A 23,986-nucleotide genomic window follows, 5' to 3' on the forward strand; every position below is an offset into this window, starting at 1 on the left:
GAAATCCCTATGTACCAGGTTGTTGCATCTGATTTAGATGGCACGCTGCTTTCCCCCGACCACACCCTGTCGCCTTATGCGAAAGAGACCCTAAAACTCCTGACTGCCCGTGGCGTGAACTTCGTGTTCGCCACCGGTCGCCACCACGTGGACGTGGGGCAGATCCGCGATAACCTGGAGATCAAGTCGTACATGATCACCTCTAACGGTGCGCGCGTACATGACACGGACGGCAACCTGATTTTTACCCATAATCTCGATCGTGACATCGCCACTGATTTGTTCGGCATTGTGCATAACAACCCGGATATCGTGACTAACGTTTACCGCGACGACGAGTGGTTTATGAACCGCCATCGCCCGGAAGAGATGCGCTTCTTCAAGGAAGCCGTATTCCAGTACTCACTGTACGAGCCGGGTCTGCTGGAGCCGGAAGGGATCAGTAAGGTGTTCTTCACCTGTGTAAATCATGAGGAGTTACTGCCGCTGGAGCAGGCGATCAACGCCCGCTGGGGCGACCGCGTGAACGTGAGCTTCTCCACGCTGACCTGTCTGGAAGTGATGGCGGGCGGGGTGTCCAAAGGTCACGCGCTGGAAGCGGTAGCGAAACGGCTGGGTTTTGATCTGAAAGACTGTATCGCCTTTGGCGATGGCATGAACGATGCCGAGATGCTCTCCATGGCGGGTAAAGGCTGCATCATGCAGAACGCGCACCAGCGCCTGAAAGATCTGCACCCGGAGCTGGAAGTGATTGGCACGAACGCAGACAACGCGGTACCTAAGTATCTGCGCAAACTGTTCCTTGAATAATCTTCATTTGATTGTTTATTGTTCAGATGTCAACTAAAGAGTTCGCTACAATGCCTCTCCTTCTTTCTGAGAGACAAGCATTGTGGCGCTACTCATTATCACGACTATCCTGTGGGCCTTCTCCTTTAGTCTGATTGGCGAATACCTTGCCGGATCGGTCGACAGCTACTTTTCGGTGCTGATGCGCGTGGGGCTGGCGGCGCTGGTGTTCCTGCCGTTCCTGCGTACCCGCGGGCAGTCGCTAAAAACTATTCTGCTGTACATGCTGGTAGGCGCGATGCAGCTCGGCATCATGTACCTGTTCAGCTTCCGGGCCTACGTTTACCTGTCCGTCTCGGAATTTCTGCTCTTCACCGTGCTGACGCCGCTCTACATCACGCTGATTTATGACTTGCTCAGCAGGCGCCGCCTGCGCTGGGGATATCTGCTGAGCGCTGCGCTGGCAGTCATTGGCGCGGCGATTATTCGCTATGACAAGGTAAGCGATCACTTCTGGACCGGGCTGATGTTCGTCCAGCTCGCTAATATCAGCTTTGCCATCGGGATGGTGGGTTACAAACGCCTGATGGAGACCCGCCCGATGCCGCAGCATAACGCGTTTGCGTGGTTCTATATGGGCGCGGCGATTGTCGCGATTGCGGCATGGTTTATGCTCGGCAACCCGCAAAAGCTGCCGACCACCCCCGTGCAGTGGAGCGTTCTGGTCTGGCTGGGCGTGGTGGCCTCGGGGCTGGGCTATTTTATGTGGAACTACGGCGCGACGCAGGTAGACGCCGGAACGCTGGGGATCATGAACAACGTGCACGTGCCGGCAGGGCTACTGGTGAACCTCGCCATCTGGCAGGAGCAGCCGCACTGGCCGAGTTTCCTTATTGGGGGAACGGTGATCCTGGCTTCGCTGTGGGTACATCGCCGCTGGGTCGCTCCGCGCTCCGCACAAACGGAAGATGGTCGCACGCGTGGTTCCGCGCTGAGCGAATAAACGCTTCCGTAATTGGCTGACGTTGCTCGCCATCGCGCACGGCGGCGTACAGCCGGCTCCACAGTCCTTCACCCAGGGTTTTGGTGACCACCAGACCCTGGCGTTCAACCGTCTCGACCACCCAGTGCGGCAGCGCCGCAATTCCCATTCTGGCCGCCACCATCTGAATTAACAGCAGCGTGTTATCCACGCTTTTCAGCTGTGGGCTGATGCCTGCGGGTTGCAGGAAATGGCGCCAGATATCCAGACGACTGCGCTGTACCGGGTAAATCAGCAGCGTCTCCGTTGCCAGATCTTCCGGCGTGATACGCGTTTTGGCGGCCAGCGGATGGTCCGGGGCTAGCACCAGACGCACCTCAAAATCAAACATTGGCGAATAGTGCAGACCGCTGCGTGGCAGAATATCTGAGGTCATCACCAGATCCAGCTCACCCTGCTGAAGCGACGGCTGCGGATCAAACGTGACGCCGGATTTGAAGTCCATCTCCACCTGCGGCCACTTCTGGCGGAAGTTCTCAAGCGCGGGGGTCAGCCACTGAATACAGCTGTGACACTCAATGGCGATGCGCAGGGTGGTCTGCTGCGGCTCGTTGCAGGACTGCAACGCGCTGGCAATCTGCGGCAGCACCTGGTTCGCCAGCTGAAGCAAAATTTCGCCCTGCGGCGTAAAGCGCAAAGGCTGGCTCTTACGCACAAAAAGACGAAAGCCGAGGCGTTGTTCCAGATCGCTGAACTGGTGAGAAAGGGCAGACTGAGTCTGGTGCAGCGTGGCCGCTGCCGCCGCAAGAGAACCGCAGTTCCGCAACGCTTGTAGCGTTTTCAGGTGTTTAATCTCGATCATGAAAGTCCTTCACTTCGGCATGAACATTTTGCGCTTGAGGAATATACAGTACCTGCCAATTATAGAAGTGTAAACATCTGGACGTCTAAATAACGAATTTCTACAAGGGGTATGCCATGACAATCCGCACTCACACTCTCGGTTTCCCTCGCGTTGGTCTGCGTCGCGAGCTGAAAAAAGCGCAAGAAAGCTACTGGGCGGGTAACGCCACCCGCGAAGAACTGCTGGCGGTGGGACGCGAGCTGCGCGCGCGTCACTGGGATCAGCAAAAACAGGCGGGCGTAGACCTGCTGCCGGTGGGCGATTTCGCCTGGTACGACCATGTTCTGACCACCAGCCTGCTGCTTGGCAACGTGCCGGCTCGTCATCAGAACAACGATGGATCGGTGGATATCGATACCCTGTTCCGCATCGGCCGTGGCCGCGCGCCAACGGGTGAGCCAGCGGCAGCGGCGGAAATGACCAAGTGGTTTAACACCAACTATCACTATATGGTGCCGGAGTTCGTTAAGGGCCAGCAGTTCAAACTGACCTGGACCCAGCTTCTGGATGAAGTGGACGAAGCGCTGGCGCTGGGTCACCAGGTGAAACCCGTGCTGCTGGGGCCGGTCACCTACCTGTGGCTGGGCAAAGTGAAAGGTGAGCAGTTCGACCGCCTCAGCCTGCTGAACGATATTCTGCCGGTTTATAAGCAGGTGCTGATTGAGCTGGGTAAGCGCGGTATTCAGTGGGTGCAAATCGATGAACCGGCGCTGGTGCTTGAGCTGCCGCAGGCGTGGCTGGATGCCTTCAAACCGGCGTATGACGCGCTCACGGGCCAGGTGAAGCTGCTGCTGACCACCTATTTCGAGGGCGTAACGCCTAACCTCGACACCATTACTGCGCTGCCGGTTCAGGGTCTGCACGTTGATCTCGTTCACGGCAAAGACGATGTGGCAGAGTTGCACAAGCGTCTGCCTGCGGAGTGGCTGCTCTCTGCCGGTCTGGTGAATGGTCGTAACGTCTGGCGTGCCGATCTCACCGAGAAATATGCACAAATTAAGGACATTGTCGGTAAACGTGAATTGTGGGTAGCCTCTTCCTGTTCCTTGCTGCACAGCCCGATCGACCTGAGCGTAGAGACCCGACTCGACGCTGAGGTGAAAAGCTGGTTTGCCTTTGCCCTGCAAAAGTGTGAGGAGCTGGCTCTACTGCGCGACGCGTTGAACAGCGGCGACACGGCTGCGATTACCCACTGGAGCGCTCCGATCCAGGCGCGCCGTCACTCGACGCGCGTGCATAACCCGGCGGTGGAAAAACGTCTGGCGGCCATCACTGCCCGGGACAGCCAGCGCCAGAGCCCGTATGAAGTGCGCGCCGAAGCCCAGCGTGCGCGCTTTAACCTGCCCGCGTGGCCGACCACAACCATCGGCTCCTTCCCGCAGACTACCGAGATCCGCGGCCTGCGCCTGGACTTCAAAAAGGGCAATCTGGATGCGAATCACTACCGCACCGGCATTGCGGAACACATCAAACAGGCGATCGTCGAGCAGGAACGTCTGGGTCTGGACGTGCTGGTGCACGGCGAGGCCGAGCGTAACGATATGGTGGAATACTTCGGTGAACACCTGGACGGCTTTGTCTTTACCCAGAACGGCTGGGTGCAAAGCTACGGCTCCCGCTGCGTGAAGCCGCCGGTGGTGATCGGCGACGTCAGCCGCCCGGAAGCGATCACCGTGGAGTGGGCGAAGTATGCCCAGTCTCTGACCGACAAACCGGTAAAAGGCATGCTGACGGGGCCGGTGACCATTCTCTGCTGGTCGTTCCCGCGTGAAGATGTATCCCGGGAAACCATCGCCAAACAGATCGCCCTGGCGCTGCGTGATGAAGTGGCGGATCTGGAAGCGGCGGGGATTGGCATCATTCAGATCGACGAACCGGCGCTGCGTGAAGGGTTGCCGCTGCGTCGCAGCGACTGGGATGCTTACTTACAGTGGGGCGTGGAGGCGTTCCGCCTCAACGCGGCCGTCGCGAAGGACGACACGCAGATCCACACCCACATGTGTTACTGCGAATTTAACGACATAATGGACTCCATTGCCGCGCTCGATGCCGATGTGATCACCATCGAGACCTCGCGTTCAGACATGGAGCTGCTGGAGTCGTTCGAAGAGTTCGACTACCCGAACGAAATCGGGCCGGGCGTGTATGACATTCACTCCCCTAACGTGCCGAGCGTGGAGTGGATTGAATCGCTGCTGCAAAAAGCGGCCCAGCGCATCCCGGCGGAACGTCTGTGGGTAAACCCGGACTGCGGCCTGAAAACTCGCGGCTGGCCTGAAACCCGCGCGGCGCTGGCGAACATGGTGCAGGCGGCGCAGAATTTGCGTCAGGCGTAGTGGGGCTGGATTGCCCGGTTGGCGTAGCCGCCACCGGGCTTTTGGTATTACGCTTTCTTCCCGCCGTACTGGCTGAACCACGCCAGCATTCTCTGCCAGCCATCTTTCGCGGATTCCGCGTGATAGCTCGGACGATAATCGGCATTAAACGCGTGTCCCGCATCCGGGTACACCACGATTTCGGCCTTCGCGTTTGCCGCCCGCAGCGCGTGGCGCATGGTCTCGACGGTATCAAGCGGAATGCCGGTATCCTGACCGCCATACAGCCCTAGCACCGGGGCATTTAAATCGGTGGCGATATCAACCGGATGTTTCGGCGAGTTCAGGGTCTTTTCACCCACCAGTTTGCCGTACCAGGCCACAGCGGCTTTCAGCTGCGGGTTGTGCGCGGCATACAGCCAGCTAATGCGTCCACCCCAGCAGAAGCCGGTCACCATCAGACGGTGCGGGTCGCCACCGTTGCGCGCCGCCCAGCTGGCAACGTGGTCGAGATCGGCCAGCACCTGCGCGTCCGGCACTTTGCTGACCAGGTTGCTGAACAGCGTCGGGATGTCGCTGTAATCATTCGGATCGCCCTGACGGAAATAGAGTTCCGGCGCAACGGCCAGGTAACCTTCCAGCGCCAGACGGCGGCAGAGGTCGCGAATATGTTCATGAACGCCAAATATTTCCTGCACCACGATCACGATGGGCAGCGGGCCATCGGCAGATTTTGGCCGCGCGTGGTACGCTGGCATGTTCTCTCCCTGGGAGGGAATGGAGGTCTCGCCTGCGGTAATGGCTTCTTCAGGGGTTGAGACGATGGTTGAAGCGTGCGGGGCCGCAGCAGGTGCAAAACCGGTTTTTTCAGTCATGGCATTCTCCGTACCAATGAATGGATTAGCGCAAAGATAAATATAGACACCAGGTTAACAACCCACAGTGCCTTATAGCGTCTATCTTTTGTGCAGCACCCGGCGATATAACTTGTTAATGTGATATGAATCACTATTTTATGGAAATTAGCTGCAATCATTTTCATTCATGGTGAGGTGTGTCACGAAATAATGCGTATTGCTTCTGTAAAGTACCGTTTTACTTCTTCTGACAAACCGACCCACAGAGGAGTCACCTATGTCTAAGTCTGATGTTTTTCATCTCGGCCTCACTAAAAACGATTTACAAGGGGCTACGCTTGCTATCGTCCCTGGCGATCCAGAGCGTGTGGAAAAGATCGCCGCGCTGATGGATAAGCCGGTTAAGCTGGCAGCGCATCGCGAATTCACCACCTGGCGCGCAGAGCTGGACGGTAAAGCGGTGATCGTGTGCTCTACCGGTATTGGTGGCCCGTCTACCTCTATCGCCGTTGAAGAGCTGGCGCAGCTGGGCATTCGTACTTTCCTGCGCATCGGCACCACAGGCGCCATTCAGCCGCACATCAACGTGGGCGACGTGCTGGTTACCACCGCATCCGTGCGGCTGGACGGGGCAAGCCTGCACTTTGCTCCGATGGAATTCCCGGCAGTGGCCGATTTCGAATGCACCACCGCGCTGGTTGAAGCCGCGAAATCCGTGGGCGCCACCACCCACGTGGGCGTAACTGCCTCTTCCGATACCTTCTACCCGGGCCAGGAGCGTTACGACACCTTCTCTGGTCGCGTGGTGAGCCGTTTCAAAGGCTCCATGGAAGAGTGGCAGTCGATGGGCGTCATGAACTACGAAATGGAATCTGCGACGCTGCTGACCATGTGCGCGAGCCAGGGTCTGCGTGCCGGTATGGTGGCGGGCGTTATCGTCAACCGTACCCAACAGGAGATCCCGAACGCTGAAACCATGAAGCAGACTGAAAGCCATGCGGTGAAAATCGTGGTTGAAGCGGCGCGCCGCCTGATCTAATTCTCTCTTCAGTGCTAAAAGGCCGACATGCTCGGCCTTTTCTTTTTGCGTAACGCCTCGCAGGAAAACCCTTTCAAACTGGACGTTCATACAGCACAATTCTATTTTGTGCGGGTTAGACGTGGATGCAGGGGGCATTGTGGATATCTCAATCCTGGTTTATGCGGTAGTTGCGCTGGTGAGCGTGGGGATTGGCTGGCTCATTTGCGGCTACCAGCATGCGCAGCAGAAAGCCGATCAGCTGGCAGAGCGCGAAGAGATCGTCGCCGAACTCAGCGCGACGAAACAACAGCTTGCGCTGAGTGACCACTGGCGCGACGAGTGCGAACTGCTCAATAACGAACTGCGCAATCTGCGCGACATTAACACCTCGCTGGAGGCCGATCTCCGGGAAGTGACCACCCGCCTTGAGTCCACCCAACTGCACGCCGAAGACAAAATCCGTCAGATGATCAACAGCGAGCAGCGTCTTAGCGAGCAGTTTGAGAACCTCGCGAACCGCATTTTTGAGCACAGCAATCGTCGCGTGGATGAGCAGAACCGTCAGAGCCTGAACAGCCTGCTGACGCCCCTGCGTGAGCAGTTGGACGGCTTTCGACGTCAGGTACAGGACAGCTTTGGTCAGGAGGCCCGCGAGCGCCACACGCTGGCGCATGAAATTCGTAATCTCCAGCAGCTGAATGCGCAGATGGCTCAGGAGGCGGTTAACCTGACGCGCGCACTGAAAGGTGATAACAAAGCGCAGGGAAACTGGGGCGAAGTGGTCATGACGCGCGTGCTGGAGGCCTCTGGCCTGCGTGAAGGATACGAATACGAAACGCAGGTCAGCATTGAAAACGATGCGCGCTCGCGGATGCAGCCGGATGTCATTGTTCGTCTGCCACAGGGCAAAGATGTGGTTATCGACGCCAAAATGACGCTGGTGGCCTATGAGCGCTACTTCAACGCGGAAGATGACTACACCCGCGAAACAGCGTTGCAGGAGCACATCGCCTCCGTGCGTAACCATATCCGTCTGCTGGGCAGAAAAGATTATCAGCAGTTGCCGGGGCTGCGATCGCTGGATTATGTGCTGATGTTCATTCCGGTTGAGCCAGCCTTCCTGCTGGCGCTCGACAGACAGCCCGAACTGATCACCGAAGCGCTGAAAAATAACATTATGCTGGTCAGCCCCACCACGCTACTGGTGGCGTTACGTACCATTGCCAACCTGTGGCGCTATGAGCACCAAAGCCGTAACGCGCAGCAGATTGCCGATCGCGCCAGCAAGCTGTACGACAAAATGCGGCTGTTTGTGGACGATATGTCCTCGGTGGGGCAAAGCCTGGATCGCGCGCAGGATAACTACCGCCAGGCGATGAAAAAACTCTCCTCCGGGCGTGGCAATTTGCTGGCGCAGGCGGAGGCGTTTCGCAGCCTGGGGGTGGAAGTTAAACGCGAGATTAATCCGGAACTGGTGGAGCAGGCTACCGCTCAGGACGAAGAGTTTCGTCTGCGTGAAGGCGACGGTGAGCAAAATAGCCGCAATGAAGACAACGGTTTAGCGGCGAGTTTATCCCCCGAAGCGCAGCCGGCACGTTTCTTTCACGGTGGTTGAAACGTAGGGCAAATGCGCCCAATCTGTTACACTTCACGAACATTTGACTGATTAGCAGGCTCTGAGATGGTTGACGATTCACAAGACACAACGCACTTTGGCTTTCAGACTGTCGCCAAAGCGCAGAAAGCTGACATGGTGGCCCACGTATTTCATTCCGTGGCGGCGAAGTACGATGTGATGAATGATTTGATGTCATTCGGCATTCATCGCTTGTGGAAGCGCTTCACTATTGATTGCAGCGGCGTGCGCCGTGGACAAACGGTGCTGGATTTAGCCGGAGGCACAGGGGATCTGACCGCTAAATTCTCCCGTCTGGTTGGCGAAACCGGCCGCGTGGTGCTGGCGGATATCAACGACTCCATGCTGAAAATGGGACGCGAAAAGCTGCGTAACATCGGCGTGGTAGGCAACGTTGAATATGTTCAGGCCAACGCCGAAGCGCTGCCGTTCCCGGATAATACGTTCGACTGCATCACCATCTCTTTCGGTCTGCGTAACGTGACCGATAAAGATAAAGCGCTGCGCTCCATGTACCGCGTGCTGAAGCCGGGCGGCCGACTGCTGGTTCTCGAGTTTTCTAAACCGATTATCGACCCGCTGAGCAAAGCTTACGATGCCTATTCCTTCCACGTTCTGCCGCGCATCGGCGAGCTGGTGGCAAACGATGCAGAAAGTTACCGTTATCTGGCCGAATCCATCCGAATGCACCCGGATCAGGACACGCTGAAAGCGATGATGCAGGATGCCGAGTTTGAAAACGTGGAATACTTCAATATGACGGCGGGTGTCGTCGCGCTGCATCGTGGTTACAAGTTCTGAGTGGAGGTTTCCTGTGCCCATTAAACCCTTAGTCACCGCAGGCATCGAGAATGTACTGAATGCCTTTCTGTATCGCGCTCCGGCGCTGAAAACCGCACGTCAGCGGCTTAACGGAAAGGTGCTGCGCATCGTGTTAAAGGAGTTTTCGACGCCGCTTGTGCTGGTCTTCAGCGAACGCCAGCTTGACGTTCTGGGGGAGTGGGAAGGCGAAGCTGATTGCTCGGTAATTACGCACATGAGCGTCTTACCAAAACTGCGTGACCGTCAGCAGATGACGGCGCTTATTCGCAGCGGTGAGCTGGAGGTCGAAGGCGATATTCAGGTGGTACAGAACTTCGTTGCACTCAGCGATCAGGCTGAATTCGACCCGGCGGAACTGCTGGCGCCCTATATCGGCGACATCGCGGCTGAAGGGATAAGCAAAACGCTGCGCACGGGTTCCGCTTTCCTGCGTAAAGGTCTGCTCCGTCAACAGCGCTATGCTGCCGAGGTGCTGACCGAAGAGTGGCGTATGGCGCCGGGGCCTTTAGAAGTCGCCTGGTTTGCAGAAGAGACCGCGGCAGTTGAGCGCGCAGTTGATGCGTTAACCAAACGGCTGGAAAAACTGGAGGGCAAATGACGCCTGGTGAAATTCGGCGCCTCTATTTTATCGTTCGCACCTTTTTGAGCTACGGGCTCGACGAGCTTATCCCCAGAATGCGTATCACTCTGCCGCTTCGGCTTTGGCGTCGCACGCTGTTCTGGATGCCGAATCGCCATAAGGATCAGGAGCTGGGCGCACGCCTGCGTCTTGCGTTGCAGGAGCTGGGACCGGTCTGGATCAAGTTTGGGCAGATGCTCTCAACACGTCGCGACCTTTTTCCACCGCAGATTGCCGATCAGCTCGCACTATTGCAGGATCGCGTCGCTCCGTTTGACGGAGAGAGAGCGAAGAAACAAATCGAAGAAGCGATGGGCAATATCCCCATCGAGACCTGGTTTGATGATTTCGATATTCAGCCTCTGGCCTCTGCCTCTATTGCGCAGGTTCATACTGCGCGCCTGAAGGAAAATGGCAAAGAGGTGGTCATTAAAGTGATTCGTCCGGATATCCTGCCGGTTATCAAAGCAGACATGAAGCTGATTTATCGCCTGGCTCGCTGGGTGCCGCGTCTGTTGCCGGATGGCCGCCGTCTGCGTCCGCTGGAAGTGGTACGGGAATACGAAAAAACGCTGATTGATGAGCTTAACCTGCTGCGTGAATCGGCGAACGCCATTCAGCTGCGTCGAAACTTTGAAGACAGCCCGATGCTGTATGTTCCTGAAGTCTATTCTGACTATTGCAGTCAGAACATGATGGTGATGGAACGTATCTACGGTATTCCGGTCTCGGACGTGACGGCGCTGGAAAAACAGGGCACCAACATGAAGTTGCTGGCCGAACGTGGCGTGCAGGTCTTCTTTACTCAGGTTTTCCGCGACAGCTTCTTCCATGCTGACATGCATCCGGGCAACATTTTTGTCAGCTATGAGCACCCGGAAGATCCTAAATACATCGGCATCGACTGCGGTATTGTCGGCTCGCTGAATAAAGAGGATAAGCGTTATCTCGCCGAGAACTTTATCGCTTTCTTCAATCGCGACTACCGTAAGGTGGCCGAGCTGCACGTGGATTCAGGCTGGGTTCCGCCAGATACCAACGTGGAAGAGTTTGAATTTGCGATCCGCACCGTCTGTGAGCCGATTTTTGAAAAGCCGCTCTCGGAGATCTCTTTCGGACACGTCCTGCTCAACCTGTTCAACACCGCACGCCGTTTCAATATGGAAGTGCAGCCACAATTAGTTTTACTTCAGAAAACATTACTTTACGTTGAGGGCGTAGGCCGCCAGCTCTATCCTCAGTTAGACTTGTGGAAAACCGCGAAACCGTTCCTCGAATCCTGGATTAAGGATCAGGTCGGTATTCCAGCCCTGGTTCGCTCGCTTAAAGAGAAAGGCCCGTTCTGGATTGAAAAAATGCCTGAAATTCCTGAACTGGTTTACGACAGTTTGCGTCAGAGCAAGAACCTTCAGCACAGCATGGATAAAATCGCGCACGAGCTTCAATCCAGTCGCGTGCGTCAGGGGCAGTCCCGCTATCTCTTCGGAATTGGCGCGACGCTGCTGATAAGCGGCACGTTGCTGTTGATCAATCGTCCGGACTGGGAAATGATGCCAGCCTGGATTATGGCTGCCGGTGTGGTTGTCTGGCTTGCTGGCTGGCGAAAAACGCGCTGAATTAGCGTCGCTATCGAGAGATTGCATACGTATAATGCGATCTGACTAATTAATCATCTATCACTGGGGAACACGCATGGGTGGTATCAGTATCTGGCAGTTAGTGATCATTGCCGTCATCGTTGTGCTGCTGTTTGGCACGAAAAAACTCGGATCGATTGGTTCCGACCTGGGCGCGTCAATCAAAGGCTTCAAGAAAGCCATGAGCGATGATGAGAATAAGCAGGAAAAAACCAGTCAGGATGCTGATTTTACCGCTAAATCCATCGCCGATAAGCAGGACGAAGCCAAAAAGGAAGAGGCTAAACGTCACGATAAAGAGCAGGTGTAATTCGTGTTCGACATTGGTTTTGGTGAGTTACTGCTGGTCTTTGTGATTGGTCTGATTGTGTTGGGGCCGCAGCGTTTACCCGTTGCGGTGAAAACCGTCGTGGGCTGGGTGCGGGCACTTCGCTCGCTGGCAACTACCGTGCAGAACGAGCTGGCACAGGAGCTGAAGCTTCAGGAATTTCAGGACAGCCTGAAAAAGGTTGAAAAGGCGAGCATGGATAACCTGACGCCGGAGCTGAAAGCATCAATGGATGAGTTACGCGAAGCGGCTGAATCCATGAAGCGCTCATACAGCATTAACGATCCTGAGAAGGCGAGCGATGAAGCAAACACCATCCATAATCCGGTGGTGAAGGGCAGCGAAGAGCAGCGCGAGGGTGTGACGCCTTCCAGCGCGGAGCATCAGGCCGCTTCGCCAGAGCAATCGCCGCAGGAGCCCGAAGTGAAAAAGCAGGTGCCGCCGGAAGAGCCCGTGGTCAAAACGGCTGAGGTAAAACCCGCCGCGCCTGTTTCCGAATCATCCCCCTCGTCGAGTGATAAAGCGTAAACATGGCAGTAGATGATACTCAACCGCTGATTGCGCACCTCATTGAGCTGCGTAAGCGCCTGTTAAACTGCATTATTGCGGTTTTCCTCATTTTTTTATGTCTGGTCTATTTCGCCAACGATATCTATCAGGTGGTTTCCGCGCCGCTGATTAAACAGATGCCGCTGGGCGCGACGATGATTGCAACGGACGTTGCTTCACCGTTCTTTACCCCCATCAAGCTGACCTTCTGGGTATCGTTGATTGCATCTGCACCGGTCATTTTGTATCAGGTCTGGGCATTTGTGGCGCCCGCGCTGTACAGGCATGAACGCAAGCTGGTTATTCCGCTGCTGGTGTCCAGTTCGCTGCTGTTTTACATCGGCATGGCGTTCGCCTACTTCGTTGTCTTCCCGCTGGCCTTCGGCTTCCTGACGCATACCGCGCCGGAAGGGGTGCAGGTGTCGACGGACATCGCCAGCTACCTCAGCTTCGTCATGGCGCTGTTTATGGCCTTTGGTGTCGCCTTCGAGGTGCCCGTAGCGATTGTCCTGCTCTGCTGGGTAGGGGTGACCACGCCTGACGATCTGCGTAAGAAGCGCCCGTACATCCTTGTGGGGGCATTTGTTGTAGGTATGCTGTTAACGCCACCGGACGTCTTCTCGCAAACCTTACTGGCGATACCGATGTACTGCCTGTTTGAAGTCGGCGTATTCTTCGCTCGTTTCTACGTCGGAAAGGGGCGTACCCGGGACGAAGAAGACGAGCCGTCTGAAGAGACCACGAAAGAATAAAACCAACCGCCCGTCAGGGCGGTTGTCATATGGGGATACGTATGTTTGATATCGGGCTTAACCTCACTAGCTCCCAGTTTGCGAAAGACCACGATGAGGTGGTGGCGCGCGCCTTTGCCGCCGGCGTGGGTGGGCTGCTACTGACGGGAACGAATCTGCATGAGAGTGAGCAGGCACGGCAGATGGCGCAACGCTATCAACACTGCTGGTCCACCGCAGGCGTGCATCCTCATGACAGCAGCCAGTGGACGCATGAAAGCGCTGAGGCGCTTCATCGTCTGGCACAAACGCCAGAAGTGGTTGCCATTGGCGAATGCGGGCTTGATTTCAACCGTAACTTCTCGACGCCTGAAGAGCAGGAGAAGGCATTTACCGCCCAGCTCGCGCTGGCAGCAGAGCTGGAGATGCCGGTGTTTATGCACTGTCGCGATGCGCATGAACGTTTTATGGCGCTACTGGAACCCTGGCTGGAGAAACTGCCGGGCGCGGTGTTGCACTGCTTTACGGGCTCCCGTCAGGAAGCGCTGGATTGCCTGAACCGCGGGTTTTATTTGGGTATCACGGGCTGGGTCTGCGATGAGCGTCGTGGGCTGGAACTGCGTGAGCTGTTACCCGTTATCCCGGCCGATCGTTTGCTGCTGGAAACGGATGCGCCGTATCTGTTGCCCCGGGATATGCAGCCCAAACCGCCATCACGACGTAATGAACCGGCCTACCTGGGGCATATTGCTGAGCGAGTGGCGCACTGGCGGGGAGAAGATGTGCAGTGGCTGGCAGCACAAACCGATGATAACGTGCGTCGTCTGTTTGGCGTGCAGTTCTAAACTTTGCGGAAATCGGTGTTTTTCACGCTCTGCAACACCTCTTTGTTCAGCAGGTTGAGCAGCAGCATGGAGCGCGCTTCACCGTCCGGCTCAGCGAAGATGGCCTGTAAGCCTTCAAAGGCGCCTTCGGTGATCACCACGCTGTCGCCAGCATAAGGGGTTTCCGGATCGGTAATATCTTCAGGCTGCTGGTAGACAGAAAGCTGATGAATAACCGATGACGGTACTCTTGCCGGATGGGCGCCAAAACGCACAAAATGGCTGACGCCGCGCGTGGCACTGATCGTCGTGGTGTGGATCACTTCGGGGTCGAATTCGACGAACAGGTAATTCGGGAACAGAGGCTCACTGACGGTCGTGCGTCTTCCACGCTGCATTTTTTCAAGCGTGATCACGGGTGTCAGGCAGTTAACAGACTGACGTTCAAGATGTTCCTGCGCGCGCTGAAGTTGCCCGCGTTTGCAATACAGTAAATACCAGGCCTGCATAATCACTCTTCCCATTGTTCGGGGCGCAAGCATACCAAAACCCTGGCGGGATCGCTAAGGTGATTATAATGGCGAAAAAGAGAGTAAGTCGTGGAAGTTCACGCTAATTTAACAAAATTACAGCATCACGCGGTCTTACGCCGTATAATGAAGCGCTTACAGAGAGGCCATGATTAACTGCATGAAATACCACGATCTACGCGACTTCCTGGCGCTGCTGGAAAAGCAGGGCGAACTCAAACGCATTACGCTTCCTGTTGATCCGTATCTGGAAATGACAGAAATCGCTGACCGCACCCTGCGCGCGGGCGGCCCGGCGTTGCTGTTTGAAAACCCAAAAGGCTACACCATGCCGGTGCTGTGCAACCTGTTTGGCACACCTCGCCGCGTGGCGCTGGGGATGGGGCAGGAAGATGTCACAGCGTTACGTGAAGTGGGCAAACTGCTGGCCTTTCTGAAAGAGCCGGAGCCGCCAAAAGGGTTCCGCGACCTGTTCGACAAACTGCCGCAGTTTAAGCAGGTGTTGAATATGCCCACCAAACGCCTGCGCGGTGCGCCGTGCCAGCAAAAAGTGCTGGAAGGCGATGCGGTGGATCTGACCAAAATTCCCATCATGCAGTGCTGGCCTGAAGATGCCGCACCGCTGATCACCTGGGGCCTCACCGTGACGCGTGGGCCGCATAAAGAGCGTCAAAACCTCGGCATTTACCGCCAGCAGCTGATTGGCAAAAATAAGCTCATCATGCGCTGGTTGTCCCATCGCGGCGGGGCGCTGGATTTCCAGGAGTGGTGCGCGGCCCATCCGGGCGAACGCTTCCCGGTTTCCGTCGCGCTGGGTGCCGATCCGGCAACCATCCTGGGCGCGGTGACGCCTGTTCCTGATACGCTGTCTGAATATGCCTTTGCAGGACTGCTGCGCGGCACCAAAACCGAAGTGGTGAAGTGCATCTCCAATGACCTGGAAGTACCGGCCAGCGCAGAGATTGTGCTGGAAGGTTACATTGAACAGGGCGAGCTGGCACCCGAAGGGCCGTACGGCGACCACACCGGCTATTACAACGAAGTGGATAACTTTCCGGTGTTCACCGTCACCCACATTACCCAGCGTGAAGATGCCATCTATCACTCCACCTATACCGGCCGTCCACCCGACGAACCGGCGGTACTGGGCGTGGCGCTGAACGAAGTGTTCGTGCCGATCCTGCAAAAGCAGTTCCCGGAAATCGTTGATTTTTATCTGCCGCCGGAAGGGTGTTCGTATCGCCTGGCGGTGGTGACGATGAAGAAGCAGTATGCCGGTCACGCTAAGCGCGTGATGATGGGCGTATGGTCTTTCCTGCGCCAGTTTATGTATACCAAGTTTGTGATTGTCTGCGATGATGACGTCAATGCCCGCGACTGGAATGACGTTATCTGGGCCATCACCACGCGTATGGATCCAGCGCGTGATACGGTGTTAGTGGAAAACACGCCGATTGATTACCTGGATTTTGCCTCGCCGGTTTCCGGACTTGGCTCAAAAATGGGACTGGATGCCACGAACAAATGGCCTGGCGAAACCGACCGTGAATGGGGTCGCCCGATCGAAAAAGATCCTGCCGTGACCGCGCGAATTGACGCGATCTGGGACGAGCTGGCCATAATGAATAACGGTAAGGCAGAATAAGACCGTTTAGCCCTATAGACTTCCCGACAGAGAGAGCGAATGACAACCTTAAGCTGTAAAGTGACGTCGGTAGATGCTATTACCGACACCGTATATCGCGTCCGTTTGGTTCCTGAAGCGGCATTCTCATTCCGTGCCGGTCAGTACCTGATGGTCGTGATGGACGAGCGTGATAAGCGTCCTTTCTCTATGGCCTCAACGCCAGCAGAGAAGGAATTTATTGAGCTGCATATTGGTGCGTCTGAGCTTAACCTGTACGCGATGGCCGTGATGGACCGCATCCTGAAAGAGCGTGAAATCGTGGTCGATATTCCTCATGGCGAGGCCTGGCTGCGTGAAGACGAAGACCGTCCGCTGATCCTGATTGCCGGTGGCACGGGCTTCTCCTATGTCCGCTCTATTCTGCTGACGGCGCTGGCGCGTAATCCAAATCGCGATATCACCATCTACTGGGGCGGCCGTGAAGAGAAGCACCTTTACGATCTGTCTGAGCTGGAGGCGCTGAGCGTAAATCATCCAAACCTGCGGATTGAGCCGGTTGTCGAGCAGCCGGAAGAGGGCTGGCGCGGGCGCAGCGGTACGGTGCTGACTGCGGTATTGCAGGATCACGGGACGCTGGCCGGGCACGATATCTACATTGCCGGTCGCTTTGAAATGGCAAAAATTGCCCGCGACCTGTTCTGCAACGAGCGTGACGCGCGGGAAGATCGTCTGTTTGGCGATGCGTTTGCGTTTATCTGATTGAGAGACCCGCTTCGGCGGGTTTTTTATGCTCGGGCAATAGCCTGGTGAAAATTTAACCTTGAAATGGGCGGCGCATTGCCGTTATTCTTGTTCCCGTTAAATTTCGCCCTCAGGAGCGCCCCCCAAAAATGAACAAACACGACTGATGAATTTCGATCCTTGCTCAACGCATCGCGTCGGCAGGGGATGTTTTGATTTCATTCAGGAGTGCTTATGGCTCATTTTGCGCAGTCCCCCTCTTTTATTTTGCATCAGGTCACCTGTCAGTTTGCGACGGGCGATATCCTTTTTGGTCCACTGAATCTTTCTCTGGATGCGTCAGTGTGCGCGCTGGTTGGCCGCAACGGCAGCGGTAAAACACGGCTGCTGCGTATGCTGGCAGGGGTTGATGAACCCGCCAGCGGTCATATTGAGCGCTTTGGTACACACGTCTACATGGCGCAGCAGCAGAATATTTCTGCGGATACCACGCTTGCCGAACTGCTTGGTTACGACGCGATCTTTGCGGCGCGCACGCGCATCGACAGCGGTCATTATGAACCCGACGATCTCGACACGCTCGACGGTTACTGGGATCTGGCTGAACGGCTGAGCCAGGCTTTTATCGCTGCAAAACTTCCCCCTTTTGACCCGAGTAAACGCGCGGCAGAGTTGAGCGGCGGCGAGCGCATTCGTGCCTTGCTGTGCAGCGCATTCACCGCGGATGCTGACTACCTGCTGCTGGACGAACCGACCAACCACCTCGACAGGCAAGGCCGCAAGTGGTTCTACGAGCAGCTTTCCAGGTATCAGGGCGGGGTGCTGGTGGCCTCTCACGACCGTGAGTTGCTGGCCCAGGTACCGCGAATCCTTGAACTGAGCGCGTTGGGCTTGCGCAGCTACGGTGGGAATTATGCTGACTATCGAACCCAGCGTGATGCTGAACAGCTGGCTGCCCGCGCCGCGCTGGAGCATGCTGCCACCGAGCGCAAGCGTACCCGCGCCCGTATGCATAAAGAGCATGACGACAGCCTGCGGCGTTCAGCCAAAACGCTTCGCACGGTCGACAGCCTTAACATCGCCTCGTTTGAACGGGTCAAATACAAAGGGGCGGCGAAAGAGCGTATTGGTTCCTGGAAAAAACAGCATAGCGTTCAAAACCATGCTCTGAACGCTGCGGTCAACCAGGCACGCGAGCGGGTTGAAGAGGATAATGCGGTGATGTTTACCCTGCCGGGCAGTGAAATCCCGGAAGGGAAACAGGTGCTGGTGCTGGAAGAACTGGTGCTTCCGCACGTGCCTGTCCCACCGATAAACTGGCGAATGGATGGCCCGATGCGCGTGGCGCTACGCGGGCCGAACGGCTGTGGAAAATCCACGCTGTTGAAAGTGATGTTGGGCGAAACCGCCCCTGTTACGGGAATCTGTAAGGTCTCTGTCAGGTGTGCTTATCTCGATCAGCATCTTTCCCGGCTGGATCTGTCGCAGTCGGTGATGACTCACCTTAGCCTGGGCAATACGCCGCTCGAAGAGGGGGCGCTGCGTACCCGTTTAGCGCAGCTTCAGCTGGGCGCAGAGAAAGTGACACTACCACTGGCCGAACTGAGTGGCGGCGAGCGCCTGAAGGCCGCGCTGGCCTGCGTATTGTGGCGTGAAGCGGCAACGCAGCTGTTGCTTCTGGATGAGCCGACCAACCACCTCGATCTGGCCTCTGTTCAGGCCATTGAAGCGGCCTTAGCCGATTACCCCGGCGCGCTGCTGGTGGTGTCGCACGATGAAGCTTTTCTGGCAGGGCTGAAGCTGACGCATGAACTGGTGTGGGAAGAGACGGGATGGCGATGTGAAAGCCTGTAAACACAAGCCCCCGCAAGGGCGGGGGCAAACAAACTTTATCAGGCTAACTGCTTGCGAAGGTCAGGGTTTGCCTGGATCAGGCGCATAAGCTTTAGCTCGGCTGGGGTAGGTTTTTCACGTTTTGACTCCCACTCCAGCACCATTGCTACGCTGACACCCATCGCTCTTGCGAATTCATCTGTTTTCAGGCCCGATCCTTTGCGTAAACGCTCAAATTCACTAAAAGGATTGGACTTTTGATTCAGGGTAACCGTCGGCGGTACATCTTTAAAAATAATCTGTTCCAGGCTGCTCAGCAGCTCAAACTCAGGATCTTTTAATTCCATTGAGAACTCCTCATAAATCACACATCGGGATCATGAACATCAGAGAGCCTGTTAAGAATAGTCCCTAAACCAGACACAGGATCGTCACGGCTGTGATTAATTGTGCGATAACGATCGCTTTACACGTTTCAGCTATATGGATAGTTATGCTAATTACCTGATTAGTCATATGTAGGGATTCACAGGTATTTTTTTGTAAATAGTCAGTACAAAAACGGGAATACCCGTTTTGCATGAAAACTCTATCTTGCAAGGCTGACCTGGACTATCCTTGTCAGCGTTGGGCACGCGTGTGCCGGTGTGCGCTTTTTGGGTGAAAGGAGTAATAAAATGGCGACAGGAAAGTCCTGCTCTCGCTGGTTTGCGCCTATTGCGGCGTTATTGATGGTTGTTAGCCTGAGTGGGTGTTTCGATAAAGAAGGCGATCAGCGCAAAGCGTTTATCGATTTTCTACAGAATACAGTGATGCGTAGCGGCGAGCGTTTACCAACGCTGACTGCGGATCAGAAAAAACAGTTTGGTCCATTCGTGTCGGATTACGCCATTCTGTATGGCTATTCTCAGCAGGTAAGCCAGGCGATGGATTCCGGTATTCGCCCGGTAGTGGATAGCGTGAATGCCATCCGTGTTCCACAGGATTATATGACCCAGCGCGAACCGCTACGCCAGTCAAATGGCGCGCTTGGGGTACTGAGCCAGCAGCTGCAAAATGCCAAAATGCAGGCTGATGCGTCGCGTTCCGCGTTGAAGCAGGGCGAGGATCTTAAACCGGTCTATGACCAGGTGTATGAGAAAGTCGTGACCAAGCCGTCAAACGCTTTGCAACCGCTGATCCCGGCGGCGCAGGTCTTTACTCAGCAGTTGGTCCAGGTGGGTGACTTTATTAGTGAACAAGGTACGCAGGTGAGCTTTGTCTCTAACGGTATCCAGTTCCCGACCTCCCAGCAGGCGAGCCAGTATAACGCGCTGATCGGGCCGCTCGCGTCCCAGCATCAGGCCTTTAGCCAGGCCTGGAGCGCAGCAGTCGCTGCTACGGAATAAGAAAAACCCCCGCTTCGGCGGGGTTTTTTTATGCTTGATGAAAATAACGCTTGTCATTCATCTACCACATCGGTATAACTATGTTCGTCGGTTTGTTACACAGACCTAAAGCAGTTTAGTAAAGCAGTCCAGATTGTTATCCATAGATACCCTTCGTAGTGACCCTTCCTTCATCGCTTAAAAATCTGTAACGCAATCCATCAAGCCGGAAGGCACAATATATTTGTTAATAAGGTAATTTCTATGTCTGCTAAAATGACTGGTCTGGTAAAATGGTTCAACGCTGATAAAGGTTTCGGCTTCATCACTCCTGACGATGGCTCTAAAGACGTGTTCGTACACTTCTCTGCTATCCAGAACGATGGTTACAAATCTCTGGATGAAGGTCAGAAAGTTTCCTTCACCATCGAAAGCGGCGCTAAAGGCCCAGCAGCTGGTAACGTTGTAAGCCTGTAAGCTTCCAGCCCAGTAGCACTAAATTCAAAAACCCGCCTTCTGGCGGGTTTTTTCGTTTCTACTGTTGTATCTGCGGGTTAACGCAGTTCTTATCCACTTTACCGCCGAGCGCGGCAATCAGGTTATCCACGGCGGTCGCCGCCATGTTGTAGCGTGTTTCATGAGTTGCAGAGCCGATGTGAGGCAGGGCGACGACGTTCGGCATGGTCAGTAGCGGAGAATCCACCGGCAGCGGCTCTTGTTCAAACACGTCCAGACCAGCGGCGTGGATCTCACCGTTTTGCAGTGCCTCAATCAGCGCCTTCTCATCGACCACCGGACCACGACCCGCGTTGATGAAAATGGCCGATTTCTTCATCTTTTCAAACGCCGCTTTGCCGATGAGATGACGCGTTTCATCCGTCAGCGGCAGTATCAGGCAGACAAAGTCGGCTTCCCGCAACAGCGTATCAAGCTCGCAATAAAGGGCGTTGAAACGTTCTTCAGCTTCACTGTGGTGACGGCGCGCGTTATATAGAATGGGCATGTTGAAGCCAAAATGCGCGCGCTGTGCCAGCGCCAGACCGATACGGCCCATCCCAACAATCCCCAGCGTTTTGCCATGAACGTCCACGCCGAACCAGTCCGGGCCAATGCTTTTGGTCCATTCGCCCGCTTTCACGCGCTCGGCCACTTCCACTACACGACGGGCGGTGCTAAGCACCAGCGCCATCAGCGTGTCGGCGACGGTCTCCGTCAGGGCATGGGGCGTGTGCATCAGCAGGATGTTGCGCGCGTTTAGCGCATCCACGTCGAAATTGTCGTATCCCACCGAAACGGTTGAGGTAGCACGAAGCTTCGGCATTTTCTCCAGCAGCGCTGCATCCACCTTTTCGCTCGAACCCAGCAGGCCCTCGGCGCTGGCAAACGCGTCGGCGTGCTGTGCCACGGTTTCCGGGCTGAGGTTCTTTATCCGGGTAACGGTAAAGTGTTCCTCCAGGCGTTTTTGCAGATCTTCAGGCAGTGCTTTGTACAAAATGACGGACGGCTTCATGCTAATCTCCGTTGATTTTAAAAGGATTCAGGCGTGGCGTGCGCCGACGGGTAGCTGTTGATTATTAGCAGGCTTAACAATCAGAGTAAGCCATACCGAGGCAAAAAGCGCCACCCCCATAAAGATGTAAGAGGCCGACGGGCTGCCGGTGGCACCGTTAAGATAGCCCACAAACCACGAGCCAAAGAACGAACCCAGCGCACCCATACTGTTGATCAACGCCATCGCGCCCCCTGCGACGTTACGCGGCAGCATTTCCGGGATGATGGCAAAGAACGGACCATACGGGGCATACATGGCCGCACCCGCAATCACCAGCAGAGTGTACGAGACCCAGAAGTGGTTCGCGCCTACGGCCCAGGAGCCAATGAAGGCAAAAGCAGCGATCAGCAGCAGTGGCCAGACGAACAGCTTACGGTTTTGCAGCTTGTCCGATGCCCAGGAGACGATAATCATCGCGATGGTCGCAGCCAGGTAAGGCACCGATGACAGCCAGCCCACTTCCACCATGCCAAGGTTTTCACCGCCGCTGCGGATAATCGACGGCAGCCACAGCACAAAACCGTACACGCCAATACTCCAGGTAAAATACTGTGCACACAGCAGAATAACGTTCCGGGAGCGGAAGGCTTCGCCGTAGTTACGCACCGCTTTAAGCCCCTGCTGCTCTTTATCCAGCTGCGCCTGGAGTGCGGCTTTTTCGTCTTCAGAAAGCCATTTCGCCTGGGCTGGCTTATCTTTCACCAACACCCACCAGCAGAAGGCCCAGATAATCGCGGGAACCCCTTCGATGATGAACATCTCGCGCCAGCCGAAGGACTGGATCAGATAGCCGGAAACCACCGACATCCACAGCACGGTGACCGGGTTACCGAGTATCAGGAACGTATTAGCACGTGAACGCTCCGATTTTGTGAACCAGTTGCTGATGTAAATCAGCATTGCTGGCATGACGGCCGCCTCAACCACGCCGAGAATAAAGCGAATAGCCGCCAGAGCAGGAATGTTATTCACCACGCCAGTAAGCGACGCACAGGCACCCCATAAGATCAGGCAGATGAAAATGAGCTTTCGCACGCTGCGGCGTTCAGCGTAAATCGCGCCGGGGATCTGGAAGAAGAAATACCCCAGGAAGAAGAGGGCGCCCAGCAGGGACGAGACCCCTTTGGTGATCCCGAGGTCTTCGTTGATCCCGGCGGCGGATGCGAAACTGAAGTTGGCACGATCCAGGTACGCCAGGCTGTACGTGATAAACACGATTGGCATGATGTACCACCAGCGTTTTACTGCATTGGTCGAACTGTTCATAGGCTTGCCTCTGTTGTTGAGGTTGTTGCCGCCGTTGTCTGTAGGGTACACGGTGGCTTAATTATCTGGTGCGGATTGCTGCCCCACCCTGGTCCTCTCCCACGGGGAGAGGGAATTTAGACGCCGAGCTCTGCTCGTGTTGGTAATCCTTCGCTGTCGCCCTGCACCTGAATCGCCAGCGAACCAATTTTGTTGCCTCGCGCCACGGCCTGCGACAGCGGTTTGCCCTCCAGCAGGGCGCTGATGACCCCGACGGCAAACCCATCGCCCGCGCCCACGGTATCGACCACGTTGTCGACTTTTACCGCAGCGACAGCGCCTTGCTCACCGTCGGCAGTTTTAAACCATGCGCCGTCGGCACCGGTTTTCAGCACCACGGCTTTTACCCCTCTGTTGAGGTAAAAATCAGCAATGCCTTCGGGCGTGCTTTCGCCAGTGAGGATCATTCCCTCTTTTATGCCCGGCAGAACCCAGTCCGCCTGAAACGCCAGTCGGTTGAGTTTCTCAGCCATCTCCGCTTCGCTTTTCCACAGTACCGGGCGCAGGTTCGGATCAAAGGAGATCGTTTTGCCCTGCGCTTTCATTGCCGAAGCCGCGTGATCGAGTAAATCGTACGAGCTGGCCGAGAGCGCCGCCGCCACGCCGCTCAGGTGCAGGTGGCGCGCGGAGGAGAAATACGCGGCGTGGTAATCATCCACGGAGAGATGGCTTGCCGCTGAGCCTTTGCGGAAATACTCCACGATGGGATCGGTTCCATTTTCAACTTTAGATTTCAGCTGAAAGCCCGTCGGGAAGCGTCCGTCGAGCGTGACGCCTGCGGCATCAATGCCCTCTTTTTTCAGCGAGTCGAGAACGAAATGGCCAAAGCTGTCATTGCCCACGCGGCTCACCCAGCCGACATTCAGCCCCAGCCGCGCAAGGCCGGTAGCGACATTCAATTCGGCGCCTGCCACGCGTTTGATAAAGTGCTCCACTGCGCTCAGCTCGCCCGTTTCGGTGGCGACAAACATCGCCATGGCCTCGCCGATAGTGATAACGTCCAGCGTCTTGTGCATG

Annotated in this window: 24 protein-coding genes; 17 read left to right on the forward strand and 7 right to left on the reverse strand. The window is 55.8% G+C overall.

Features of this window, described 5'->3' with window-relative positions:
• Positions 1–9: 9 nt before the first annotated feature.
• A complete protein-coding gene (gene yigL, locus ACOTXD_RS18320; protein ID WP_003860797.1) occupies positions 10–810 on the forward strand; it encodes a sugar/pyridoxal phosphate phosphatase YigL in 801 nt (266 codons plus the stop codon).
• Positions 811–892: 82 nt separating this feature from the next.
• Positions 893–1,792, forward strand: coding sequence for a carboxylate/amino acid/amine transporter (locus tag ACOTXD_RS18325; protein ID WP_003860795.1), 900 nt, complete (start codon positions 893–895; stop codon positions 1,790–1,792).
• Here ACOTXD_RS18325 and metR read toward each other — a convergent pair.
• The gene (metR, locus tag ACOTXD_RS18330) at positions 1,680–2,633 is read right to left on the reverse strand and encodes an HTH-type transcriptional regulator MetR (RefSeq protein ID WP_015570000.1); all 954 of its coding nucleotides are present in this window, start codon (positions 2,631–2,633) and stop codon (positions 1,680–1,682) included. The two genes, ACOTXD_RS18325 and metR, sit on opposite strands and share 113 nt — an antisense overlap.
• 116 nt (positions 2,634–2,749) lie before the next feature.
• On the opposite strand from metR, the gene metE reads away from it, so the two are divergent.
• Complete coding sequence (gene metE / locus ACOTXD_RS18335) at positions 2,750–5,011, forward strand: 5-methyltetrahydropteroyltriglutamate--homocysteine S-methyltransferase (RefSeq protein ID WP_061856854.1); 2,262 nt, start codon at positions 2,750–2,752, stop codon at positions 5,009–5,011.
• A 47-nt stretch (positions 5,012–5,058) separates the two neighbouring features.
• Here the strand turns inward: metE and ACOTXD_RS18340 are convergent, their stop codons facing one another.
• On the reverse strand, positions 5,059–5,865 hold the full coding sequence (locus tag ACOTXD_RS18340; protein ID WP_003860793.1) for a dienelactone hydrolase family protein: 807 nt from the start codon (positions 5,863–5,865) through the stop codon (positions 5,059–5,061).
• A gap of 259 nt (positions 5,866–6,124) precedes the next feature.
• On the opposite strand from ACOTXD_RS18340, the gene udp reads away from it, so the two are divergent.
• From udp to tatD, 9 genes are all read left to right on the forward strand, one after another.
• Positions 6,125–6,886 (forward strand): uridine phosphorylase, encoded by a 762-nt coding sequence (gene udp / locus ACOTXD_RS18345; protein ID WP_003860792.1) that lies wholly within the window; start codon positions 6,125–6,127, stop codon positions 6,884–6,886.
• 139 nt (positions 6,887–7,025) lie between these two features.
• Complete coding sequence (rmuC, locus tag ACOTXD_RS18350; RefSeq protein ID WP_058659941.1) at positions 7,026–8,483, forward strand: DNA recombination protein RmuC; 1,458 nt, start codon at positions 7,026–7,028, stop codon at positions 8,481–8,483.
• A gap of 66 nt (positions 8,484–8,549) precedes the next feature.
• On the forward strand, positions 8,550–9,305 hold the full coding sequence (gene ubiE, locus ACOTXD_RS18355; RefSeq protein ID WP_003860790.1) for a bifunctional demethylmenaquinone methyltransferase/2-methoxy-6-polyprenyl-1,4-benzoquinol methylase UbiE: 756 nt from the start codon (positions 8,550–8,552) through the stop codon (positions 9,303–9,305).
• Between the two features lie 13 nt (positions 9,306–9,318).
• Positions 9,319–9,924, forward strand: coding sequence for a ubiquinone biosynthesis protein UbiJ (gene ubiJ, locus ACOTXD_RS18360; RefSeq protein ID WP_003860788.1), 606 nt, complete (start codon positions 9,319–9,321; stop codon positions 9,922–9,924).
• Positions 9,921–11,561 (forward strand): ubiquinone biosynthesis regulatory protein kinase UbiB, encoded by a 1,641-nt coding sequence (gene ubiB / locus ACOTXD_RS18365; RefSeq protein ID WP_022650180.1) that lies wholly within the window; start codon positions 9,921–9,923, stop codon positions 11,559–11,561. Before ubiJ ends, ubiB begins: the two co-directional genes overlap by 4 nt.
• A 76-nt stretch (positions 11,562–11,637) precedes the next feature.
• Positions 11,638–11,892: a Sec-independent protein translocase subunit TatA gene (gene tatA, locus ACOTXD_RS18370; RefSeq protein WP_003860787.1), complete on the forward strand. Its 255-nt coding sequence runs from the start codon at positions 11,638–11,640 to the stop codon at positions 11,890–11,892.
• A 3-nt stretch (positions 11,893–11,895) separates the two neighbouring features.
• Complete coding sequence (gene tatB / locus ACOTXD_RS18375; protein ID WP_003860783.1) at positions 11,896–12,438, forward strand: Sec-independent protein translocase protein TatB; 543 nt, start codon at positions 11,896–11,898, stop codon at positions 12,436–12,438.
• A 2-nt stretch (positions 12,439–12,440) separates the two neighbouring features.
• Complete coding sequence (gene tatC / locus ACOTXD_RS18380) at positions 12,441–13,211, forward strand: Sec-independent protein translocase subunit TatC (RefSeq protein ID WP_023315191.1); 771 nt, start codon at positions 12,441–12,443, stop codon at positions 13,209–13,211.
• Between the two features lie 41 nt (positions 13,212–13,252).
• On the forward strand, positions 13,253–14,035 hold the full coding sequence (tatD, locus tag ACOTXD_RS18385; protein WP_061856853.1) for a 3'-5' ssDNA/RNA exonuclease TatD: 783 nt from the start codon (positions 13,253–13,255) through the stop codon (positions 14,033–14,035).
• Here tatD and rfaH read toward each other — a convergent pair.
• Positions 14,032–14,523, reverse strand: coding sequence for a transcription/translation regulatory transformer protein RfaH (gene rfaH / locus ACOTXD_RS18390; RefSeq protein ID WP_003860779.1), 492 nt, complete (start codon positions 14,521–14,523; stop codon positions 14,032–14,034). The two genes, tatD and rfaH, sit on opposite strands and share 4 nt — an antisense overlap.
• A 169-nt stretch (positions 14,524–14,692) precedes the next feature.
• Between rfaH and ubiD the strand changes: the two genes are divergently transcribed.
• From ubiD to ACOTXD_RS18405, 3 genes are all read left to right on the forward strand, one after another.
• Positions 14,693–16,189 carry a 4-hydroxy-3-polyprenylbenzoate decarboxylase gene (gene ubiD, locus ACOTXD_RS18395; protein ID WP_022650184.1) on the forward strand — a complete coding sequence of 499 codons (1,497 nt, stop codon included), beginning with the start codon at positions 14,693–14,695 and terminating at the stop codon, positions 16,187–16,189.
• A gap of 39 nt (positions 16,190–16,228) precedes the next feature.
• Positions 16,229–16,930, forward strand: a complete 702-nt coding sequence (gene fre, locus ACOTXD_RS18400) for an NAD(P)H-flavin reductase (RefSeq protein WP_003860778.1) — start codon at positions 16,229–16,231, stop codon at positions 16,928–16,930.
• 216 nt (positions 16,931–17,146) lie between these two features.
• Complete coding sequence (locus ACOTXD_RS18405) at positions 17,147–18,766, forward strand: ABC-F family ATP-binding cassette domain-containing protein (RefSeq protein WP_061856852.1); 1,620 nt, start codon at positions 17,147–17,149, stop codon at positions 18,764–18,766.
• 38 nt (positions 18,767–18,804) lie between these two features.
• On the opposite strand, the gene ACOTXD_RS18410 is transcribed toward ACOTXD_RS18405, so the two are convergent.
• A complete protein-coding gene (locus ACOTXD_RS18410) occupies positions 18,805–19,092 on the reverse strand; it encodes an HTH-type transcriptional regulator (RefSeq protein WP_003860776.1) in 288 nt (95 codons plus the stop codon).
• A 330-nt stretch (positions 19,093–19,422) separates the two neighbouring features.
• On the opposite strand from ACOTXD_RS18410, the gene ACOTXD_RS18415 reads away from it, so the two are divergent.
• Both ACOTXD_RS18415 and cspE read left to right on the forward strand, forming a co-directional pair.
• A complete protein-coding gene (locus ACOTXD_RS18415) occupies positions 19,423–20,133 on the forward strand; it encodes a DUF3053 domain-containing protein (protein WP_017383576.1) in 711 nt (236 codons plus the stop codon).
• A 243-nt stretch (positions 20,134–20,376) separates the two neighbouring features.
• Positions 20,377–20,589: a transcription antiterminator/RNA stability regulator CspE gene (gene cspE / locus ACOTXD_RS18420; protein ID WP_003860775.1), complete on the forward strand. Its 213-nt coding sequence runs from the start codon at positions 20,377–20,379 to the stop codon at positions 20,587–20,589.
• 58 nt (positions 20,590–20,647) lie between these two features.
• Here cspE and ghrB read toward each other — a convergent pair whose 3' ends face one another.
• The 3 genes from ghrB to ACOTXD_RS18435 all read right to left on the reverse strand — a co-directional run bounded on the left by ghrB (position 20,648) and on the right by ACOTXD_RS18435 (position 23,985).
• The gene (gene ghrB, locus ACOTXD_RS18425; RefSeq protein WP_061856851.1) at positions 20,648–21,622 is read right to left on the reverse strand and encodes a glyoxylate/hydroxypyruvate reductase GhrB; all 975 of its coding nucleotides are present in this window, start codon (positions 21,620–21,622) and stop codon (positions 20,648–20,650) included.
• A 27-nt stretch (positions 21,623–21,649) separates the two neighbouring features.
• On the reverse strand, positions 21,650–22,930 hold the full coding sequence (locus ACOTXD_RS18430; protein ID WP_017694735.1) for an MFS transporter: 1,281 nt from the start codon (positions 22,928–22,930) through the stop codon (positions 21,650–21,652).
• 116 nt (positions 22,931–23,046) lie between these two features.
• On the reverse strand, positions 23,047–23,985 hold the full coding sequence (locus tag ACOTXD_RS18435; RefSeq protein ID WP_023315195.1) for a sugar kinase: 939 nt from the start codon (positions 23,983–23,985) through the stop codon (positions 23,047–23,049).
• Position 23,986: the final 1 nt, after the last annotated feature.

It is taken from the genome of Enterobacter cloacae complex sp. CDL013 (assembly GCF_049238805.1).
Lineage (GTDB): Bacteria > Pseudomonadota > Gammaproteobacteria > Enterobacterales > Enterobacteriaceae > Enterobacter > Enterobacter hormaechei_C.

Excerpts from the sequence above, each read along its gene's own strand:
- udp (WP_003860792.1), top strand. The coding sequence starts at position 6,125 with ATGTCTAAGTCTGATGTTTTTCATCTCGGCCTCACTAAAAACGATTTA.
- metE (WP_061856854.1), top strand. The coding sequence starts at position 2,750 with ATGACAATCCGCACTCACACTCTCGGTTTCCCTCGCGTTGGTCTGCGT.
- ghrB (WP_061856851.1), bottom strand. The coding sequence starts at position 21,622 with ATGAAGCCGTCCGTCATTTTGTACAAAGCACTGCCTGAAGATCTGCAA.
- yigL (WP_003860797.1), top strand. The coding sequence starts at position 10 with ATGTACCAGGTTGTTGCATCTGATTTAGATGGCACGCTGCTTTCCCCC.
- ACOTXD_RS18410 (WP_003860776.1), bottom strand. The coding sequence starts at position 19,092 with ATGGAATTAAAAGATCCTGAGTTTGAGCTGCTGAGCAGCCTGGAACAG.
- ubiE (WP_003860790.1), top strand. The coding sequence starts at position 8,550 with ATGGTTGACGATTCACAAGACACAACGCACTTTGGCTTTCAGACTGTC.
- ACOTXD_RS18430 (WP_017694735.1), bottom strand. The coding sequence starts at position 22,930 with ATGAACAGTTCGACCAATGCAGTAAAACGCTGGTGGTACATCATGCCA.
- cspE (WP_003860775.1), top strand. The coding sequence starts at position 20,377 with ATGTCTGCTAAAATGACTGGTCTGGTAAAATGGTTCAACGCTGATAAA.
- tatD (WP_061856853.1), top strand. The coding sequence starts at position 13,253 with ATGTTTGATATCGGGCTTAACCTCACTAGCTCCCAGTTTGCGAAAGAC.
- metR (WP_015570000.1), bottom strand. The coding sequence starts at position 2,633 with ATGATCGAGATTAAACACCTGAAAACGCTACAAGCGTTGCGGAACTGC.
- ACOTXD_RS18340 (WP_003860793.1), bottom strand. The coding sequence starts at position 5,865 with ATGACTGAAAAAACCGGTTTTGCACCTGCTGCGGCCCCGCACGCTTCA.
- tatA (WP_003860787.1), top strand. The coding sequence starts at position 11,638 with ATGGGTGGTATCAGTATCTGGCAGTTAGTGATCATTGCCGTCATCGTT.
- fre (WP_003860778.1), top strand. The coding sequence starts at position 16,229 with ATGACAACCTTAAGCTGTAAAGTGACGTCGGTAGATGCTATTACCGAC.
- tatC (WP_023315191.1), top strand. The coding sequence starts at position 12,441 with ATGGCAGTAGATGATACTCAACCGCTGATTGCGCACCTCATTGAGCTG.
- ACOTXD_RS18415 (WP_017383576.1), top strand. The coding sequence starts at position 19,423 with ATGGCGACAGGAAAGTCCTGCTCTCGCTGGTTTGCGCCTATTGCGGCG.
- ACOTXD_RS18435 (WP_023315195.1), bottom strand. The coding sequence starts at position 23,985 with ATGCACAAGACGCTGGACGTTATCACTATCGGCGAGGCCATGGCGATG.
- ubiB (WP_022650180.1), top strand. The coding sequence starts at position 9,921 with ATGACGCCTGGTGAAATTCGGCGCCTCTATTTTATCGTTCGCACCTTT.
- ACOTXD_RS18405 (WP_061856852.1), top strand. The coding sequence starts at position 17,147 with ATGGCTCATTTTGCGCAGTCCCCCTCTTTTATTTTGCATCAGGTCACC.
- rfaH (WP_003860779.1), bottom strand. The coding sequence starts at position 14,523 with ATGCAGGCCTGGTATTTACTGTATTGCAAACGCGGGCAACTTCAGCGC.
- ubiD (WP_022650184.1), top strand. The coding sequence starts at position 14,693 with ATGATTAACTGCATGAAATACCACGATCTACGCGACTTCCTGGCGCTG.